17 protein-coding genes are annotated in these 19,700 nt (G+C 36.9%); all 17 read left to right on the top strand.

Annotation, left to right across the window (positions count from 1 at the left end; translation table 11 throughout):
• Nucleotides 1-182: 182 nt before the first annotated feature.
• The 17 genes from ymfI (at nt 183) to mutS (ending at nt 19,695) form a co-directional block, all read left to right on the top strand.
• The gene (gene ymfI / locus HRG09_RS17685; protein ID WP_174102205.1) at nt 183-896 is read left to right on the top strand and encodes an elongation factor P 5-aminopentanone reductase; all 714 of its coding nucleotides are present in this window, start codon (nt 183-185) and stop codon (nt 894-896) included.
• 79 nt (nt 897-975) lie between these two features.
• The gene (locus HRG09_RS17680; protein ID WP_000114454.1) at nt 976-1,224 is read left to right on the top strand and encodes a DUF3243 domain-containing protein; all 249 of its coding nucleotides are present in this window, start codon (nt 976-978) and stop codon (nt 1,222-1,224) included.
• Nucleotides 1,225-1,360: 136 nt separating this feature from the next.
• A complete protein-coding gene (locus HRG09_RS17675; protein ID WP_174102204.1) occupies nt 1,361-2,146 on the top strand; it encodes a DUF3388 domain-containing protein in 786 nt (261 codons plus the stop codon).
• Between the two features lie 12 nt (nt 2,147-2,158).
• On the top strand, nt 2,159-3,085 hold the full coding sequence (locus tag HRG09_RS17670; protein ID WP_174102203.1) for a helix-turn-helix domain-containing protein: 927 nt from the start codon (nt 2,159-2,161) through the stop codon (nt 3,083-3,085).
• A 64-nt stretch (nt 3,086-3,149) separates the two neighbouring features.
• On the top strand, nt 3,150-3,728 hold the full coding sequence (pgsA, locus tag HRG09_RS17665; RefSeq protein ID WP_001052962.1) for a CDP-diacylglycerol--glycerol-3-phosphate 3-phosphatidyltransferase: 579 nt from the start codon (nt 3,150-3,152) through the stop codon (nt 3,726-3,728).
• Between the two features lie 20 nt (nt 3,729-3,748).
• Complete coding sequence (locus HRG09_RS17660; RefSeq protein WP_174102202.1) at nt 3,749-4,987, top strand: competence/damage-inducible protein A; 1,239 nt, start codon at nt 3,749-3,751, stop codon at nt 4,985-4,987.
• A 144-nt stretch (nt 4,988-5,131) separates the two neighbouring features.
• The gene (recA, locus tag HRG09_RS17655; protein WP_174102201.1) at nt 5,132-6,163 is read left to right on the top strand and encodes a recombinase RecA; all 1,032 of its coding nucleotides are present in this window, start codon (nt 5,132-5,134) and stop codon (nt 6,161-6,163) included.
• Between the two features lie 432 nt (nt 6,164-6,595).
• A complete protein-coding gene (gene rny, locus HRG09_RS17650) occupies nt 6,596-8,158 on the top strand; it encodes a ribonuclease Y (RefSeq protein ID WP_000099780.1) in 1,563 nt (520 codons plus the stop codon).
• Between the two features lie 393 nt (nt 8,159-8,551).
• The gene (locus HRG09_RS17645; protein ID WP_003199419.1) at nt 8,552-9,346 is read left to right on the top strand and encodes a TIGR00282 family metallophosphoesterase; all 795 of its coding nucleotides are present in this window, start codon (nt 8,552-8,554) and stop codon (nt 9,344-9,346) included.
• A 148-nt stretch (nt 9,347-9,494) separates the two neighbouring features.
• Nucleotides 9,495-9,755, top strand: a complete 261-nt coding sequence (gene spoVS, locus HRG09_RS17640) for a stage V sporulation protein SpoVS (RefSeq protein ID WP_000404341.1) — start codon at nt 9,495-9,497, stop codon at nt 9,753-9,755.
• 23 nt (nt 9,756-9,778) lie between these two features.
• A complete protein-coding gene (locus HRG09_RS17635; RefSeq protein ID WP_174102233.1) occupies nt 9,779-10,741 on the top strand; it encodes a dipeptidase in 963 nt (320 codons plus the stop codon).
• 259 nt (nt 10,742-11,000) lie between these two features.
• Complete coding sequence (locus HRG09_RS17630; protein ID WP_174102200.1) at nt 11,001-12,758, top strand: 2-oxoacid:acceptor oxidoreductase subunit alpha; 1,758 nt, start codon at nt 11,001-11,003, stop codon at nt 12,756-12,758.
• Complete coding sequence (locus HRG09_RS17625; RefSeq protein ID WP_174102199.1) at nt 12,745-13,611, top strand: 2-oxoacid:ferredoxin oxidoreductase subunit beta; 867 nt, start codon at nt 12,745-12,747, stop codon at nt 13,609-13,611. The genes HRG09_RS17630 and HRG09_RS17625 overlap by 14 nt, the downstream gene beginning before the upstream one ends.
• A gap of 602 nt (nt 13,612-14,213) precedes the next feature.
• On the top strand, nt 14,214-15,743 hold the full coding sequence (miaB, locus tag HRG09_RS17620; RefSeq protein WP_174102198.1) for a tRNA (N6-isopentenyl adenosine(37)-C2)-methylthiotransferase MiaB: 1,530 nt from the start codon (nt 14,214-14,216) through the stop codon (nt 15,741-15,743).
• Nucleotides 15,744-15,746: 3 nt separating this feature from the next.
• Nucleotides 15,747-16,178: a YlbF/YmcA family competence regulator gene (locus HRG09_RS17615; RefSeq protein WP_174102197.1), complete on the top strand. Its 432-nt coding sequence runs from the start codon at nt 15,747-15,749 to the stop codon at nt 16,176-16,178.
• Between the two features lie 129 nt (nt 16,179-16,307).
• The gene (gene cotE, locus HRG09_RS17610; RefSeq protein ID WP_174102196.1) at nt 16,308-16,850 is read left to right on the top strand and encodes an outer spore coat protein CotE; all 543 of its coding nucleotides are present in this window, start codon (nt 16,308-16,310) and stop codon (nt 16,848-16,850) included.
• 172 nt (nt 16,851-17,022) lie between these two features.
• Nucleotides 17,023-19,695 (top strand): DNA mismatch repair protein MutS, encoded by a 2,673-nt coding sequence (gene mutS, locus HRG09_RS17605; RefSeq protein ID WP_174102195.1) that lies wholly within the window; start codon nt 17,023-17,025, stop codon nt 19,693-19,695.
• The last annotated feature ends 5 nt before the right edge of the window (nt 19,696-19,700 follow it).

Here is a 19,700-nt window from a genome sequence, read left to right as displayed (position 1 = left end):
CATGAATAAGTGAGGCTTTTCAGCCTTACGATTTAAAACTTTATGGACAGTGTATCCCCCTCATCTAACCTTTTGGCTATTGCTGAATTGTAAGGTGAGGGGTATTATTTGTTTGTGAATACATGACAAGATTAGTGATTTGAAAGAGTTTTTCTGTAGAGGAAAGATAAGAGAGGGTATATATGAAAAAGTTTGCATTAGTGACTGGAGGAAGCGGAGGAATCGGCTCTGCAATTTCAAAACAATTAGTTGAAGATGGTTATACGGTGTATGTTCATTACAACAAGAGTGTAGAAAAAATAAATGGATTAAAGCGTGAGCTAGGTGCCATTATTCCAGTTCGAGCAAATTTAGCTACGCCAGATGGTGTGCAAAAGCTCTGGGCACAAATCCATCATCCTCTTGATGTTATTGTGTATGCAGCTGGAAAAAGTATATTTGGTTTAGTGACAGATGTGACGAATGAGCAATTGAATGAGATGATGGAATTGCAAGTGAAGAGCGTCTATAATCTTTTTTCACTTGCGCTTCCATCGATGATTCGCCTACGAAGAGGAAATATCGTTGTTATTTCCTCTATATGGGGACAAGTAGGAGCTTCTTGTGAGGTGTTATATTCTATGGTAAAAGGTGCACAAAATTCATATGTAAAAGCACTTGCAAAAGAGGTTGCGCTAAGTGGTATACGTGTAAATGCAGTGGCACCAGGAGCAATAGAGACGGAAATGTTAAGTGTGTTTTCAGAAGAGGAAAAGAAAGGAATTGCAGAAGAGATTCCAATTGGAAGGGTTGGATTTCCAGAAGAAGTGGCAAAAACTGTTTCCTTCCTTGTATCACCAGGGTCTTCGTATATAACAGGACAAATTATTGGAGTGAATGGCGGCTGGCATTGTTAAAGTAAAAAATTGTACATAAAAAATGAGGAATTGCACAAATTAAACATGATTCGATTACTTAATAGTGAGGTGCTTAATCATGTCAGTACTAGATAATTTTGACCAGTGGAAAAGCTTTTTAGGAGAGCGTTTAGAACAGGCACAAGGAAAAGGACTTGATGGTGGTGCGGTTTCAGATATGGCCTTCCGTGTAGGCGATTATTTGGCAAATGAAGTAGAGGCACGAAATGATCAAGAAAAATTATTGGCGGAGCTTTGGAAAGTCGCTGATGAACAAGAACAACATACAATTGCTAATTTAATGGTTAAGTTTGTACAGCATAAGTAAAAAAAGAGAGGAGAAAATCCTCTCTTTTTTTTAGGTATTGAAAATACCATGCTTCAATTGTACATTTATCTTCCCTATTAACGTAAAATCATATAATATAGTACGTAGGTAAAGTAAGCAAGGGGAGTGACGTCTGATGATTGAATGGTATTTTGAGTATGAAATACATAAAAACCGACCTGGCTTGCTTGGTGACGTTTCTTCGTTAATCGGTATGCTTGGCATTAATATTGTCACAATTAATGGTGTAGATAATGCTCGGCGTGGATTATTGCTTATGTGTGATAATCAAGAGCAAATCTCTAGACTTGAATCAATTTTGAATACGATGGATAATATAACGGTAACGAAATATCGTCCGCCAAAGCTCAGAGATAGGTTGGCAGTTAGGCACGGTAGGTACATACAGCGAGATGCAGATGATAAGAAAACATTTCGTTTTGTACGTGATGAACTCGGGTTGCTCGTTGATTTTATGGCAGAAATCATGAAAAAAGAAGGACATAAACTTATCGGGATAAGAGGAATGCCTCGTGTTGGAAAAACAGAATCTATCGTTGCTGCAAGCGTTTGTGCAAATAAGCGTTGGCTTTTTGTTTCGTCTACTCTTATTAAACAAACTGTACGTAGTCAATTGATTGAAGATGAGTATAGTGACGATAATATTTTTATATTAGACGGCATTGTTTCAACAAAGCGTGCGAATGAAAGGCATTGGCAGCTCGTTCGTGAAATTATGAGATTACCCGCAACTAAAGTTGTCGAACATCCAGATATATTTGTGAGTCAATCAGAATATACACTTGATGATTTTGATTATATTATTGAATTGCGTAACGATTATGATGAAGAAATTCAATATAATTTAGTAGATGAAATTGAGCAAGGAGCGCAAAATAATTTCTCTATGTTTGACTTTTAAAGAAATATTGAGGTGTTAGTAGTGACGGAATTAGGACAAAAGCTGAAGGAAGCAAGAGAAGCGAAAGGCTTGTCTATTGATCAGCTACATGAGGTTACGAAAATTCAAAAACGTTATTTAATAACAATTGAAGAGGGCGATTATAGTATATTGCCTGGTGCATTTTATGCACGTGCATTTATTAAACAATATGCGGACGCGGTTGGTCTAAACGGAGAAGAGTTACTTGTAGAGTATCAAAGTGTAATACCACAATCCGAATCTCATGATGTACCGCAAGTATCAAAGAGTCAAAAGACGCAAGAAACGATGCAAAAAGCAGCATCGCTTCCAATAGCAGATCATATGCCTAAAATATTAATTGCATTATTGGTAATTGCAGTAGGAGTAGTAGTGTGGTTTGTTTTCCAATGGTTAGCGGGAAAAGATGAAGGACAAGTAAAACAAAGTAAAAGCGAACAAATAGAAGTACAGAAGGCGAAAAATTCTCCGCTTGATGAAAAGAAAGAAGAAGTAAAAGCAGAAGAGCCTAAAAAAGAAGAAACTAAAAAAGAAGAGCCAAAGAAAGAAGAACCACCAGCACAACAACCGTCTGCTGGACAAGAAGAAGTGAAGGTTGTTGGAACAAGTGGAAAGGTATCTACTTTGGAAATTCATAATAATAAAGCACTGGAGTTAGAAATTACAGCGAAGGGTGCAAGTTATGTAGACATTAAAAATGAAGGTGGAAATGTCGTTTTTAATGGTACACTTCAAGAAGGTCAAACAGAAAAACATGATTTAACAACAGCAAAAGAAGTACTTCTCAACATTGGAAGTGCACCGAATGTTGAAATTAAACTGAATGGCCAAGTTGTTGCTTTCCCATTAGATCCAGAAAAGGAATATCACCAAAGATTAGTGATTAAAAATCTAGGGATAGGGCAACCTGCACAATAACAGTCATCGCTTCGATGACTTTTTTCCAATGAACAAATGTTTTTGACATGATGGAGGAATAGCTGTGAATTTACCAAATAAAATTACAATATCTCGAATCTGCTTAATTCCAATTTTTTTAGTAATTATGTTAGCTCCTTTTAACTGGGGAACATATACAGTTGGAAATGTAGATTTACCAATTCAACATTTAGTAGGGGCAATCATTTTTATTGTTGCTTCAGCTACAGATTGGATTGATGGACATTATGCAAGAAAGTATAATCTCGTAACGAATCTAGGTAAGTTTCTTGATCCTTTAGCTGATAAGTTACTTGTTTCAGCAGCGCTTATTACATTAGTAGAAATGCAATATGTTCCATCTTGGATTGTTATTGTAATCATTAGCCGTGAGTTTGCTGTAACAGGATTACGTCTTATATTGGCTGGAACTGGTGAGGTTGTTGCAGCCAATATGCTAGGGAAAATTAAAACATGGACACAAATTATTGCGATCTCAGCATATTTATTGCATGATGTACCGTTAAATTTAATCCATATTCCGGTTGCGGATATTTTCATATGGATTGCACTTATCTTTACAGTTATTTCTGGCTGGGATTATTTCTGGAAAAATAGAGCTGCTTTTGTAAATTCAAAATAACAGCTTACGGGGGAATCGGAATGAATGCCGAAATTATTGCGGTTGGAACAGAATTGTTACTCGGACAAATTACAAATACAAATGCGAAGTTTTTATCTGAAAAGTTAGCTTCCATCGGAATGAATGTGTATTATCATACTGTTGTGGGTGATAATAATCACCGTTTACAAGAAGCGATTCAAATTGCTGAGAAGCGTGCAGATATTCTCATTTTTACTGGTGGATTAGGACCGACAAAAGATGATTTAACGAAAGAAACCATTGCTTCAACCTTACAAGAAGAACTTGTTTATGATGAAGTGGCATTAACGTCAATTGGCGAGTATTTTAAACGCACAGGACGTGAATTCACAGAAAATAATAAGAAACAAGCACTTGTTTTAAAAGGCTCGACTGTCTTTGCAAATGACCATGGTATGGCACCAGGTATGGGCTTAGCTAAGAACGAGAAAGTGTATGTTTTGTTACCTGGTCCACCAAAAGAAATGCAACCGATGTATACGAGCTATGTAGAGCCGTTTTTACGTACGTTTACAACTGAAGAGCAAATACATTCTCGTGTTCTGCGCTTTTTCGGCATTGGAGAATCCCAACTTGAGGTGAAAGTTCAAGATTTAATAGATAATCAAACAAACCCGACGATTGCACCACTTGCTTCGGATGGAGAAGTAACGCTTCGTTTAACTGCTAAACATCAAGATGTAAAGAAAGCAAAAGCGCTTATACAGCAGACGGAGGATTTGATTTTAGAAAGAGTAGGAGAATTTTTCTACGGATATAATCAAGATTTTCTTCATAATAAAGCGATTGATTTATTAAAGAAAAAAGGTTTGACTTTAGCTTGTGCAGAAAGTTTAACAGGCGGGCTATTCGGTAATCAAGTAACAGAAAATGCGGGTGTTTCCTCTGTATTTAAAGGTGGAGTCATCTGCTATCATAATGATGTGAAGCAACATATGTTGCAAGTGCCTGTAGAAGTACTGCAAACAGTAGGTGCTGTAAGTGAACAATGTGCTCGTTATCTTGCTGAAAATGTAAAGGCACAATTGAAGGCGGATATTGGAATTAGCTTTACTGGAGTGGCGGGACCAGATGCTTCAGAAAATAAAGAACCGGGGACTGTTTTTGTAGGTCTATCAATCAAGGATGAACCTACGCTTGTATATCCTCTCATATTAAGTGGAAGTCGTCAGCAAATCCGAGAACGCTCTGTAAAATATGGATTTTATCATTTGTATAAAAAGCTAGAAGAGCTTTAACTCTCTTCTAGCTTTTTTGTACTGAAAAATCATACATTCTTCTATAGAAAATAAAAAAATCGAATAAATGTTCGATTTTTGTTGGCAAATTGATATGAAAATAGGTATAATAAGATTAGCAATTCAGCTAAGGAGGAATTTTGAATGAGTGATCGTCAAGCGGCATTAGATATGGCGTTAAAACAAATAGAGAAGCAATTCGGTAAAGGTTCCATTATGAAGTTAGGAGAACAGGCAGAACGTAGAGTTTCTACAGTACCAAGTGGTTCGTTAGCACTTGATGTAGCTTTAGGTGTTGGTGGTTATCCGCGAGGTCGTATTATTGAAATCTATGGACCTGAAAGCTCTGGTAAAACAACGGTTTCCTTACATGCGATTGCAGAAGTGCAACGTCAAGGTGGACAAGCAGCATTTATTGATGCAGAACATGCGATGGATCCGGTATATGCACAAAAGTTAGGTGTTAATATTGATGAGTTATTATTATCACAGCCTGATACAGGAGAACAAGGTTTAGAAATCGCAGAAGCATTAGTACGAAGCGGTGCGATCGATATCATCGTAATTGACTCTGTAGCAGCTCTTGTACCAAAAGCAGAAATCGAAGGGGAAATGGGTGACTCTCACGTCGGTTTACAAGCGCGTTTAATGTCACAAGCACTTCGTAAGCTTTCTGGTGCAATCAACAAGTCAAAAACAATTGCAATCTTCATTAACCAAATTCGTGAAAAAGTTGGGGTTATGTTCGGGAACCCAGAAACAACTCCAGGTGGTCGTGCGTTGAAATTCTATTCAACAGTTCGTCTAGAAGTGCGTCGCGCGGAGCAATTAAAACAAGGTAACGACATTGTTGGTAATAAAACAAAAGTAAAAGTAGTAAAAAATAAAGTAGCACCTCCTTTCCGTGTTGCTGAAGTGGATATTATGTACGGAGAAGGTATTTCACGAGAAGGTGAAATTTTAGATATGGCTTCTGAACTTGATATCGTTCAAAAAAGCGGTGCTTGGTATTCTTATAATGAAGAACGTTTAGGACAAGGGCGTGAAAATGCGAAGCAGTTCCTAAAAGAAAATCAAGATATAAGGGAGGAAATTGCCTTCTTTATCCGTGAACATCATGGGATTGGTGAAGATGCTGCAACTGAGAGCACAGAAGAAGGAACTCTTCTTGACTAATAAAAGACACGATTTCGTGTCTTTTATTTTTTATCCTGCAATAATATGTAATGAGGTTTTTTGTTAAGGTACTCTCACATATGCAAATTGATTTGGTAAGGGCTGGCATCATTGGTGAATATAAACTTTCTTCGTTAAAAGAAGATTTTCATGACAAAGGTAAAGAAAGTAAAAGTAGACAACGCTTGACAATGAAAAATGCGATAGATACAATGAGAATGTATATTTTTTCTTATATACGATACACTCTTCTCTAGAAGAGAAGTAACATTCGGAGTAGGTTCTATACCTTTTCGAAATAATAATATGACATTTTAATTGTGAAATGAAGAAAGTCCCTTAAAAAAGCGGGGCGACGGTCTTTGCTGTACGTTGCAAATCAATGTACATGCCGACAGTCTTTTTTCATTCATAGCAAGGGGAGGTGAAATCATGAGTAGTACAGTTTGGGTACTCATCTCCATTTTGCTTGCAACAGTCGGTGCAGTTGTTGGCTTTTTTGTTCGAAAGTCTATTGCAGAAGCGAAGATTAATGGTGCAGCAAACGAAGCGAGACGCATTTTAGAAGATGCAAATCGTGAAGCAGAGGCACTTAAGAAAGAAGCGCTTTTAGAAGCAAAGGATGAAATTCATACACTTCGTACAGAAGCTGAATTAGAAATTCGTGACCGTAGAAGCGAATTACAAAAACAAGAAAATCGTTTAATGCAAAAAGAAGAGAACCTTGATCGTAAAGACGAGACGCTCGATAAACGCGAGCAAATGTTAGAAAAGAAAGAGGAATCTCTTGTAGCGAGACAACAACAGATTGAAGAGTTGGAAAGCAAAGTGGGAGAGTTAGTTCAAAAGCAACAAACGGAATTAGAGCGCATTTCCAATCTGACACGCGAACAAGCGAAAGCAATCATTTTAGGAAAAGTGGAAAGTGAAATTTCTCATGAAATTGCCGTTATGGTAAAAGAAAGTGAAGTTCGTGCGAAAGAAGAGGCGGATAAGAAAGCAAAAGAGATTTTATCTCTTGCAATGCAAAGATGTGCAGCTGATCATGTTGCTGAAACAACCGTTTCGGTTGTAAATCTTCCAAATGACGAAATGAAAGGACGTATCATCGGACGAGAAGGACGCAATATTCGTACGTTAGAAACGTTAACGGGTATTGACCTTATTATTGATGATACGCCAGAAGCGGTAATCCTATCAGGATTTGATCCAATTCGTCGTGAAACAGCTCGTATCGCTCTTGATAAGCTCGTTCAGGATGGACGTATTCACCCAGCGCGTATTGAGGAAATGGTTGAGAAATCAAGACGTGAAGTGGATGAGTATATTCGTGAAGTGGGAGAACAAACGACATTTGAAGTGGGTGTACATGGATTACATCCAGATTTAATCAAGATTTTAGGTCGTTTGAAATTCCGTACAAGTTATGGTCAAAATGTGTTAAAACACTCTATGGAAGTAGCGTATTTAGCAGGACTTATGGCAGCGGAGCTTGGCGAGGACGAAAAGCTTGCGAGACGTGCAGGTCTATTGCATGATATCGGAAAAGCAATTGACCATGAAGTAGAAGGCAGTCACGTTGAAATTGGTGTTGAACTCGCAACGAAATATAAAGAGCATCCAGTTGTTATTAACAGTATCGCATCTCACCATGGTGATACAGAGCCAACTTCCATTATTGCAGTTTTAGTTGCAGCAGCGGATGCGCTATCAGCTGCAAGACCAGGAGCTCGTAGTGAGACATTGGAAAACTATATTCGCCGTCTTGAAAAGTTAGAAGAGATTTCAGAATCCTATGAAGGAGTGGAGAAATCCTTTGCAATTCAAGCAGGACGCGAAGTTCGCATCTTGGTAAAACCAGATACAATCGATGATTTAGAAGCTCATCGTTTAGCACGTGATATCCGAAAACGTATTGAAAATGAACTGGATTATCCAGGACATATTAAAGTAACAGTTATTCGTGAAACACGTGCAGTGGAATACGCAAAATAAAGTGGTGAAATACCACTTTATTTTTTTGTGTTGGAATTGGGTAATATAAAATAAAGCGTTTGTAAATCACCTTTATTCGATTTCAATTCTAATTGGCTAGAATAGAAGAAAAGTTTAAATGAGCAGTTTGTTTTTCTTATAAGTAAACAACTTGTAAGGTAGTAATAAAATAAGTATATAAATCCATTTTGATTTTTCGACGTATAAGCCACGGCTAATGGATAACAAAAGGTAATCTATACTCGTTTTTTCTTTTTGTTTTCACTTGGCATGGGGCAGAAAAAGGATCTGACCGCTCCTATGCATGGCTGGATGCGCTCTCCCATCTAAAAAGAAGGGTTTTATGTTGTTTTTTAATTTGTATTTATATAGTACATAGGAAGGGTAATAGATATGAGAATATTATTTGTTGGAGATGTAGTAGGATCCCCTGGAAGAGGTATGATTCAACAATACGTACCAGCGTTAAAGAAAAAATATACGCCTACAGTAACAATTATTAATGGAGAAAATGCTGCGGGTGGTCGTGGTATTACAGAGAAAATTTACCGAAACTTTTTAGAGTGTGGTGCACAAGCAGTTACGCTTGGGAATCATGCTTGGGATAATCGTGAGGTATTTGAATTTATAGATGATGCAAAATATCTTGCAAGACCAGCTAATTTCCCAGAGGGGACACCAGGAAAAGGACTTATTTTTGTAAATTGTAACGGTACAGAAGTAGCGGTAATTAACTTACAAGGGCGTACGTTCCTTCCTCCAATTGATTGTCCATTCCGAAAAGTGGATGAATTAATTAATATTGCAAAAAAGCGCACGAATATTATCTTTATTGATTTTCATGCTGAGACAACAAGTGAAAAACAAGCACTTGGTTGGTATGTAGATGGACGTGCTACAGCAGTAGTAGGGACACATACACATGTTCCAACAGCAGATAATCGTATTTTACCAAGCGGAACAGCTTACATTACAGATGTTGGAATGACTGGTCCATATGATGGGATTTTAGGTATGGATCGTGAAGCTGTACTGAAGAAGTTTTTAACGAATTTACCTGTACGTTTTGAAGTAACAAACGGAAGAACACAGTTAAGTGCAGTATTAATTGATGTGGATCCAAATACAGGAAAAGCGAAGAAGATTGAACGTATTTTAATTAATGATGATCAGCCATTTTTCGAATAATATCTTTTAAAAGTTAGAAAAAACATTATATTTTAATTTTTTAGAAAAATTACAGAAATTTAGCAGGAATACATGTCTTTCCTCGTGAATATAAGTTAAAGTGAAATAATCGCTAATACTTTTTAAAGAAACGAGGAGGAAACGAGGAATGGAAATATTAAAAGTTAAAGCAACTTCGGTCCCTAACTCTGTAGCCGGTGCACTTGCTGGAGTGATTCGCGAACGCGGAACAGCAGAAATCCAAGCTATTGGCGCAGGTGCATTAAATCAAGCCGTGAAGGCAGTAGCAATTGCAAGAGGGTTTGTAGCGCCTAGTGGTTTGGATTTGATTTGTATCCCAGCTTTTACAGACATTATGATTGATGGTGAAGAACGTACAGCAATAAAATTAATTGTAGAACCTCGTTAAGTTTGAACAACCTGTTTGCTTCCATGCAAACAGGTTGTTTTTATGGGGAAGGGGGAATAAAAGTGAAAGTGTTTGATGCACACTGTGATGTACTATGGCAATTATGGAATGCAAAAGGAAAGAAGAATTTTCAAAATGATCCGTCTCTACATATTACATTTGAACAATTGGAAAAAAGAAAAGGAAGCATACAATGCTTTGCGATATACGTACCTGAAAGCGTTTCGTATGAGCGACGTTTTGAAGCTGCGTTATCTATGATAGATATATTTTATAACCAGATTTTATCGTTGCCGAGCATGAGATTGATTCAGACAAAAAAAGATATAGAGCAGTTAGGAGCAAACGAAATTGGTGCCATTTTAACATTAGAAGGTGGCGAAGCAATTGGAAAAGAAATGATCAAATTACGCACTCTCTATCGTTTAGGAGTTCGATCTATGGGACTCACGTGGAATCATGCGAATTTATTAGCTGATGGAGCGTTGGAAACAAGAGGAGCAGGACTTACTACATTTGGTAAGAAAGTTGTAGAAGAATTGAATGCGTTTCGTTTATGGACAGATGTGTCTCATTTAAATGAAAAAGGTTTTTGGGATGTGATGGAAATTGCTCAACATCCAATTGCGTCACATTCAAATTGCTATGGGCTTTGTCAACACCCGCGTAATCTGAAAGATGAACAAGTACAAGCACTTATTCAAAAAGATGGTGTAATTGGTGTAACATTTGTTCCAGAGTTTTTAACTAATCATAGGCCTGCTTATATGGATGACATATTACGGCATGTGGAACGCATTTGTTCACTTGGAGGAGAGCGTAATATAGGATTTGGTTCGGATTTTGATGGTATCACAGAAACGGTTGTCGGTGTGGAAGCATATCGGCGTTATGAAAATGTAATCAATGAACTGAGTAAACGATACAGTGAAACGCATGTTCAAAGCTTTTTATATGATAATTTCATTAATCATATTTCTTTCTAGTTATCTATTTTATAATGTATTTTAATTTGAGGATAAAAATTTAGAAAAATTAAAAAATTCAAATAAAAAATCGAGCCAAATTATTGCATTTTTTTCATTGTAAGGCTAGAATTGTAGACGAATTAAGATTACGCAAAACATTCAGGGAAATCTGAAGAGGTATAATTTGCGTCCATTGTAGTTTCTTTGTATAAAAAGTGCTACACTAATACTGTAAAAAAATACACTACAATGAATGCAGCCAAAAGGGGTGTAGGAGATGATTAGTCAACTTTCATGGAAAGTTGGAGGACAACAAGGTGAAGGAATTGAAAGTACAGGAGAAATTTTCTGTATTGCATTAAACCGCTTAGGGTATTACCTTTACGGTTACCGCCACTTTTCATCACGAATTAAGGGTGGTCATACTAATAATAAAATTCGCGTAAGTACAACTGAAGTACGCGCGATATCAGATGATTTAGATATTTTAATTGCTTTTGATCAAGAAACAATTGATTTTAACTTCCATGAGCTACGACCAGGTGGAATTGTTGTTGCAGATGCAAAATTTAATCCGAATATACCAGAAAATTCAGATGTAAATCTATACGCAATACCATTTACAGATATTGCTTCTGAGCTAGGTACATCGTTAATGAAAAACATGGTTGCTGTCGGGGCATCTAGTGCAGTATTAGGATTAGATGAAACTGTATATTTAGAAGTTGTTGATGAAATTTTCGGTCGCAAAGGAGAGCAAGTTGTTGCGAAGAATATGGAAGCAATTAAGCAAGGCTCTCAATATATGAAAGAATTACTTGGTGAGAAAGTAAACATGATGCAGCTTGAAAAAGCTGATGGTCAAAAACGTATGTTTATGATCGGTAACGATGCAATTGCATTCGGGGCAGTAGCTGGTGGTGCACGCTTTATGTCAGCATACCCGATTACACCTGCATCCGAAATTATGGAATATTTAATTAAAAAACTTCCTAAGGTAGGCGGAACAGTCATCCAAACAGAGGATGAAATCGCCGCTTGTACAATGGCAATTGGTGCAAACTATGCCGGTGTACGTACGCTAACTGCATCAGCAGGGCCAGGTTTATCTTTAATGATGGAAGCAATTGGTTTAGCTGGTATTACAGAAACACCGCTTGTTATCGTTGATACCCAGCGTGGTGGTCCAAGTACTGGTTTGCCAACAAAACAAGAGCAATCAGATTTAATGGCAATGATTTACGGTACACACGGTGAAATTCCAAAAATCGTAATGGCACCAAGTACTGTTGAAGAAGCATTTTATGACATTGTCGAAGCGTTTAACTTAGCAGAAGAATATCAAGTTCCTGTTATTTTCTTAACAGATTTACAGCTTTCTTTAGGGAAACAAACAGTAGAACCACTGAAGTTAGACCGAGTAGAAATTCGCCGCGGTAAACTTGATTTACAAGCAGAGTTACCAGAGCGTGAAAATAAAGCTTACTTTAAACGTTACGAAGTGACAGAAGATGGTATTTCACCACGCGTTTTACCTGGCATGAAAAATGGTGTTCACCATGTTACAGGCGTAGAACACGATGAAACTGGTAAACCATCTGAATCAGCACTGAATCGTAAAGCACAAATGGACAAACGTTTCCGTAAAATGGAGAATTTAAAATTTAATACCCCTGTATACAAAAATGCCAAGCATGATGACGCTGACGTATTATTAGTAGGTTTTAACTCTACTCGTGGTGCAATTGAAGAAGCGATGGAGCGTTTAGAGCAAGAAGGATTAAAAGTAAATCATGCTCACGTCCGTTTAATTCATCCGTTCCCAACACATGAAATCCTTCCCCTTGTGAAGGGTGCAAAGCGCGTTGTTGTTGTGGAAAATAATGCAACAGGTCAGCTTGCTAACATTATGAAAATGAATCTTGGTAATGGAGAGAAAATTTCTAGTCTGTTAAAATACGACGGAAATCCATTCTTACCAAAAGAAATTTACAACGAATGCAAAAAAGGGGTTGTATTAAATGGCAACATTTAAGGACTTTCGTAACAGCGTAAAACCAAACTGGTGTCCAGGTTGCGGTGACTTCTCAGTGCAAGCGGCAATTCAACGTGCAGCTGCGAACGTTGGTTTAAATCCAGATGAGTTAGCTGTTATTTCAGGTATCGGCTGTTCAGGTCGTATTTCAGGCTATATTAATTCATATGGCGTTCATAGTATTCATGGACGTGCACTTCCAATAGCACAAGGGGTAAAAATGGCAAACCGTGATTTAACAGTTATCGCATCTGGTGGTGATGGAGATGGTTTTGCGATCGGTATGGGACATACCATTCATTCCATTCGTCGTAACATTGACATTACGTACATCGTTATGGATAACCAAATTTACGGTTTAACAAAAGGTCAAACTTCACCACGTAGTGAAGCGGGATTTAAAACGAAAAGTACACCACAAGGTTCAATTGAGCCAGCTTTATCTGTAATGGAAATGGCATTAACAGCTGGTGCGACATTTGTTGCTCAAAGTTTCTCTAGTGATTTAAAAGAATTAACACAGCTGATTGAAGCTGGTATTCAGCATAAAGGGTTCTCATTAATTAACGTATTTAGCCCATGTGTAACTTATAATAAAATAAATACGTATGACTGGTTTAAAGAGAATTTAACAAAACTCAGCACAGTAGAAGGATACGATCCATCTAATCGTATGATTGCTATGCAAACGTTAATGGAAAACAAAGGTTTAGTAACGGGCTTAATTTATCAAAACACAGAGCAGCCTTCTTACCAAGAGCTTGTAAAGGGATATAGCGAAAAGCCTTTAGTGCAAGCAGACTTACAAATGGATCAAAAAATGTTCGATGAACTTGTTGCTGAATTTATGTAATCGTAATAAAAAAACATGCATTCTTTCGTATTTAATAATTATTTATTGATTATAAAGTGAAACTTTAATCAGTGGGGGTTTTCTTCATCCCCCACTGATTATTAGCCCTCACCAATCGGGCTTTTACGGGCAGTTGATCCCCCACCTATCTTCCTCGTTTCTCTCTGAATCTTGAGGTGGGGGTCTTACTGCCCGTTAATGCGGGATAAAAAAGCTGCTTAACGGCGGCTTTTTTTGTTTACTATAAAGATTCAGAATGTTAAAATAATAGAAGTGTCGTCTTGTTAGAAAAGTTGGTTTGTGTGCTGTAGTACGTGGGTATGATACGGTCTCTTTGTTGTTAAATTTGGCTAAACACTTTATACTATGGTAGTGTGTATAGGAATAAAGCAATATGCTTTTTAAAAGGACAAGGTTAAAACAACAAAAAAGGGAATGTCTATTCGTGTCGGGAAGACTCTATTCTTATGAATGGTTAGATCGATTACTTGAATTTCAAGGGGCAAGCTATCTCTCAAACTATTCTAATCTTTAAGATGGGTCTGATTGTCATTAAAATGGACTACAGAGTGTGTATAGTTAAGGTTGAAAGGAGATTACCCATGAACGAGCAACAACGATTAGCAAGTCAACAAGCGAATTCTTCTATGAAAAAAGAAGAAAAAGATTATAGTAAATACTTTGAAAGTGTATATCAGCCACCTTCCTTAAAGGATGCGAAAAAACGCGGGAAAGAAGAAGTGAAAATTGAGCGTGATTTTGGTTTGCCAGAAGAGTTTCGTAACTTTGGTGCTGGAAGAAAGTTTTATATCCGTACTTACGGATGTCAAATGAATGAGCATGATACGGAAGTAATGGCTGGTATTTTTACAGCGCTTGGATATGAACCAACATTTTCGACAGAAGATGCAGACGTGATTCTATTAAATACTTGTGCCATTCGTGAAAATGCTGAGAATAAAGTATTTGGGGAACTTGGTCATTTAAAACCATTAAAACAAAGAAACCCTGATCTTTTAATCGGTGTGTGTGGTTGTATGTCTCAGGAAGAATCTGTTGTAAACAAAATTATGCAAAAAAATCAGCATGTAGATATGGTATTTGGTACACATAATATTCATCGTTTGCCGTACATCTTAAAAGATGCGATGTTCTCAAAAGCGACAGTTGTTGAGGTTTGGTCTAAAGAAGGAGATGTAATTGAAAATCTTCCGAAAGTACGTCGTGGCGATATTAAAGCATGGGTAAATATTATGTATGGATGCGACAAATTTTGTACATATTGCATCGTACCATATACACGCGGTAAAGAACGTAGTCGTCGCCCAGAGGATATTATTAATGAAATTCGTCATTTAGCGGCAAATGGATATAAAGAAATTACGCTGCTTGGTCAAAATGTGAACGCATATGGTAAAGACTTTGAAGATTTAGAATATGGTCTTGGCGATTTAATGGATGAACTTCGTAAGATTGATATAGCACGTGTTCGCTTTACAACAAGTCACCCACGTGATTTCGATGATCACTTAATTGAAGTGCTTGGAAAAGGCGGTAATTTAGTTGAACATATCCACTTACCAGTGCAATCGGGAAGTACAGATATGCTAAAAATTATGGCACGTAAATATTCACGGGAGCATTATTTAGAACTTGTACGTAAAATTAAAGAAACGATTCCGAATGCAGTATTAACAACTGATATTATCGTTGGTTTCCCAAATGAAACAGACGAGCAGTTTGAAGAAACGATGTCGTTATATCGTGAAGTAGGTTTTGATAGTGCATTTACATTTATTTATTCTCCACGTGAAGGTACACCTGCTGCAAAAATGAAGGATAATGTACCGATGGAAGTAAAAAAAGAGCGTTTGCAACGCTTAAATACATTAGTGAATGAATATTCTATGGAAAAGAATAAACGATATGTAGGTCAAATTGTTGAAGTATTAGTTGATGGAGAGAGTAAGAATAATCCTGATGTGCTTGCAGGTTATACACGTACTAATAAGCTTGTAAACTTCGTAGCTCCAAAATCTGCAATCGGTCAGCTTGTAAAAGTAAAAGTAACGGAAGCAAAAACTTGGTCTCTAAACGGGGAATTGGTTGAGGAGCCGATCGAGGTGAAATAATAGATGAAGATTTATACAAAAGATGAAATTGTCGAGCAAGCGAAAGAATTAGCGAAAATGATTTCTGAAACAGAAGAAGTGGATTTCTTTAAACGTGCAGAAGCACAAATTCATAAAAATGAAAATGTGAAACGTGCAATTGATGAAATTAAGGCACTGCAAAAACAAGCTGTAAACTTACAACATTATGGTAAATGGGAAGCGTTGAAAAAAGTAGAAGCGGAAATAGACGCCTTGCAAGATAAACTGGATAGCATTCCGGTTGTACAGGAATTCAAATCTTCACAAACATATGTAAATGATTTACTGCAACTTGTAGCAAGTACCATTTCTAATAACGTAACGGATGAAATTTTAATTTCAACTGGTGGTAATGTGTTAAAAGGTGAAACCGGTGCTGAAATAGAGAGTAAAAAAGGGAATTGTGGTTGTTAGGAGAGATGCCTTATAGGCATCTCTTTTTTATTTTTATTCAACTCTATAGTCTTTTGTCAAAAAAAGAATGACACATTCCGCTATTGTCACGCATATGATTAAGTGAATATTGATTGAGGAGGGTTCCGAATGTCCGAATTTAGAGAGATTATTACAAAGGCAGTAGTGGGCAAAGGACGTAAGTATACAAAATCAACGCATACATGTGAATCAAATCATGAGCCGACAAGTATTCTCGGATGTTGGGTAATTAATCACACATATGAAGCAAGAAAGAATGGGAAGTCTGTAGAAATTGAAGGATACTACGATGTGAATACGTGGTACTCATTTGATGAAAACACAAAAACAGAAGTTGTAACAGAACGTGTTAGTTACACGGATGAAGTAAATGTTGGATATCGTGACAAAAATTTTTCAGGTGAAGATTTAGAAATTATTGCTCGCGTTATTCAACATCCAAATTGTTTAGAAGCGATCGTTTCACCAAATGGTAACAAGATTGTTGTAACTGTAGAGCGTGAATTTGTAACAGAAGTTGTCGGTGAAACAAAAATTTGTGTAAATGTAAATCCAGATGGATGTCCAGAGAATGAGGAAGATTTTGAAGTAGATGATGATGAATTTGAAGAGTTAGATCCAAACTTTATTGTAGAAGCAGAAGAAGAGTAATAGAAAGCTAGGGAGAAATTCTTCCTAGCTTTTTACATAAGCTGAATGAACATGTTTCCTTATAAAAATGTGCTATAATGAAGAGAGAGGCTCCTAAAAGAGGAGATAAGAGTGTCCGTGAAGTGCGGCATTTAAATATATAGCACATTTTTATGAAGTATGGAGGAAACAAATGGCCCAGTATACCCCTATGATACAACAATATTTAAAGGTCAAGGCAGACTATCAAGATGCCTTTTTATTTTTTCGTTTAGGTGATTTTTATGAAATGTTTTTTGAAGATGCAGTTAAGGCAGCTCATGAACTTGAAATTACGCTAACTAGCCGAGATGGGGGGAGCAGTGATCGAATACCGATGTGTGGTGTTCCGTACCATGCAGCGAAAAATTATATTGAACAGCTCGTTGAAAAAGGATATAAAGTTGCAATCTGTGAACAAGTAGAAGATCCGAAAACAGCAAAAGGTGTTGTACGTCGTGAAGTTGTTCAATTAATTACGCCAGGAACCATGATGGAGGGGCGTACGATTGATGAAAAAGAAAATAACTTTTTAGCTGCGTTAACTCATTTTGAAGATGGTTCGTATGCATTAGCTTGTAATGATTTAACAACAGGGCAAAATACAGTAACACTGTTAACAGGTTCTGTAGAAGATGTACTGTTAGAAGTTTATGCAACAGGTTCAAAAGAAATTGTTGTGGATTCTACATTTTCAAAAGATGAGCTAAGTAAGCTGACGGAAACATTAAAGATGACAATCTCTTATGAAGATGAAACGAAAGTACCTGAAGGATTAGAGCATCTTGTGAAAAATGTAACCCAAACGAAATTAGTTACAGCAGTAGGGCGATTATTAAATTATGTATTAAGAACACAAAAACGTTCATTAGATCACCTGCAGCCGGTAGATATTTATTATACCAATCAATTTATGAAAATTGATGTGCATTCAAAGCGTAATTTAGAGCTAACAGAAACACTTCGAACAAAAGAAAAAACAGGCTCTTTATTATGGCTATTAGACAAAACCAAAACAGCGATGGGCGGCCGTATGCTAAAACAGTGGATGGAACGCCCGCTTATACAAAAAGAAAAAATTGAAGAGCGTCTAGAAATGGTTGAAACATTTGTGAATGACTATTTCTTACGTGAAGATTTAAAAGAAAAACTAAAAGAAGTGTATGACCTAGAGCGTTTAGCGGGAAAAGTCGCATATGGTAGCGTCAATGCGCGCGATTTACTGCAATTAAAACGTTCTCTATTGCAAGTTCCGACCATTTTAGAGGCAGTTAGTCTGTTAGACAATTCTTATGCGGCAAGATTAATTCAAGGCGCTGATCCATGTGAAAGTTTAACAGAGTTACTAGATAGAAGTATCCAAGAAAACCCACCGCTTTCTATAAAAGATGGAGATATTATAAAAGATGGTTATAATGACAGGCTAGATGAATATCGTTATGTTAGTAAGAACGGAAAAACATGGATTGCAGAGCTTGAAAAACGCGAACGTGATATTACGGGAATTAAATCGTTAAAGATTGGTTACAATCGTATTTTTGGCTACTATATTGAAGTAACAAAGGCAAACCTTGCTTCGCTTCCAGAAGGGCGTTATGAGCGCAAACAGACGCTTGCAAATGCGGAGCGTTTCATTACAGATGAATTAAAAGAAAAAGAAACATTGATTTTAGAGGCAGAAGAAAAAATTGTACAGTTAGAATATGATTTATTTACTGCACTTCGTGAAGAAGTAAAAGTGTTTATTCCTAAATTACAGCACTTAGCGAAAGTAATTAGTGAATTAGATGTACTGCAAAGTTTTGCTACAGTGAGTGAAGAAGAACAATTTGTAAAACCAGTTTTAACAAATAAGCGTGAAATCTTTATAAAAGATGGTCGTCATCCTGTCGTAGAAAAAGTATTGAACGGCAAATTGTATGTTCCAAACGATTGTGTGATGCCTGAAAACATGGATGTCTTTTTAATTACAGGTCCAAACATGTCTGGTAAAAGTACGTATATGCGTCAATTAGCACTTGTTACTGTTATGTCGCAAATCGGTTGCTTTGTACCTGCAACAGAAGCTGTATTACCAGTTTTCGATCAAATCTTTACGAGGATTGGTGCAGCAGATGATTTAATTTCAGGTCAAAGTACGTTTATGGTCGAAATGCTAGAAGCGAAAAATGCAATTGCGAATGCATCAGAAAGAAGTTTAATTTTATTTGATGAAATCGGCCGCGGTACATCTACGTATGATGGTATGGCACTCGCACAAGCAATCATCGAGCATATTCATGACCAAATTGGAGCGAAGACACTATTCTCAACGCATTACCACGAATTGACTGTATTAGAAGAAAGTTTAGAACAACTGAAAAACGTACACGTTTCAGCTATTGAAGAAAATGGAAAAGTTGTTTTCTTGCATAAGATTCAAGACGGTGCAGCGGATAAAAGTTATGGTATTCACGTTGCTCAGCTTGCTGAACTTCCAGATAGTTTAATTGCTCGTGCAAAGGAAGTATTAGCACAGTTAGAAGGGCAAGAGGAGATCATCATTCCGAAACGTGCAGAAGTTAAAGTCCAAGAAGAAATTGTTCAAGAACCAGCTGTAGTAAAAGAAGAGGTAGAAACAATACCAAAGAAGAACGAAGAAGCAGAAGAATCACAGCTATCTTTCTTTGCAGCAGAACAATCTCCTGAAAAACAAGAAAAGCCTGCACTGGATCAAAAAGAAGCAGCGGTCTTAACACAAATCAAAAAAATTGATTTACTTGATATGACGCCTTTAGAAGCGTTAAATGAATTGTATCGTTTGCAGAAAAAGTTAAAGAAAGGATGAGTAAG

The organism is Bacillus sp. Xin1, from assembly GCF_013314535.1.
Classification (GTDB): domain Bacteria; phylum Bacillota; class Bacilli; order Bacillales; family Bacillaceae_G; genus Bacillus_A.
This window is presented reverse-complemented; position numbering and strand designations above follow the sequence as displayed.

Coding starts and splice junctions, on each gene's coding strand:
- mutS (WP_174102195.1), top strand. CDS start 17,023: ATGGCCCAGTATACCCCTATGATACAACAATATTTAAAGGTCAAGGCA.
- HRG09_RS17630 (WP_174102200.1), top strand. CDS start 11,001: ATGATTAGTCAACTTTCATGGAAAGTTGGAGGACAACAAGGTGAAGGA.
- HRG09_RS17660 (WP_174102202.1), top strand. CDS start 3,749: ATGAATGCCGAAATTATTGCGGTTGGAACAGAATTGTTACTCGGACAA.
- rny (WP_000099780.1), top strand. CDS start 6,596: ATGAGTAGTACAGTTTGGGTACTCATCTCCATTTTGCTTGCAACAGTC.
- HRG09_RS17615 (WP_174102197.1), top strand. CDS start 15,747: ATGAAGATTTATACAAAAGATGAAATTGTCGAGCAAGCGAAAGAATTA.
- HRG09_RS17635 (WP_174102233.1), top strand. CDS start 9,779: ATGCAAACAGGTTGTTTTTATGGGGAAGGGGGAATAAAAGTGAAAGTG.
- HRG09_RS17625 (WP_174102199.1), top strand. CDS start 12,745: ATGGCAACATTTAAGGACTTTCGTAACAGCGTAAAACCAAACTGGTGT.
- recA (WP_174102201.1), top strand. CDS start 5,132: ATGAGTGATCGTCAAGCGGCATTAGATATGGCGTTAAAACAAATAGAG.
- spoVS (WP_000404341.1), top strand. CDS start 9,495: ATGGAAATATTAAAAGTTAAAGCAACTTCGGTCCCTAACTCTGTAGCC.
- cotE (WP_174102196.1), top strand. CDS start 16,308: ATGTCCGAATTTAGAGAGATTATTACAAAGGCAGTAGTGGGCAAAGGA.
- HRG09_RS17645 (WP_003199419.1), top strand. CDS start 8,552: ATGAGAATATTATTTGTTGGAGATGTAGTAGGATCCCCTGGAAGAGGT.
- ymfI (WP_174102205.1), top strand. CDS start 183: ATGAAAAAGTTTGCATTAGTGACTGGAGGAAGCGGAGGAATCGGCTCT.
- HRG09_RS17675 (WP_174102204.1), top strand. CDS start 1,361: ATGATTGAATGGTATTTTGAGTATGAAATACATAAAAACCGACCTGGC.
- HRG09_RS17680 (WP_000114454.1), top strand. CDS start 976: ATGTCAGTACTAGATAATTTTGACCAGTGGAAAAGCTTTTTAGGAGAG.
- miaB (WP_174102198.1), top strand. CDS start 14,214: ATGAACGAGCAACAACGATTAGCAAGTCAACAAGCGAATTCTTCTATG.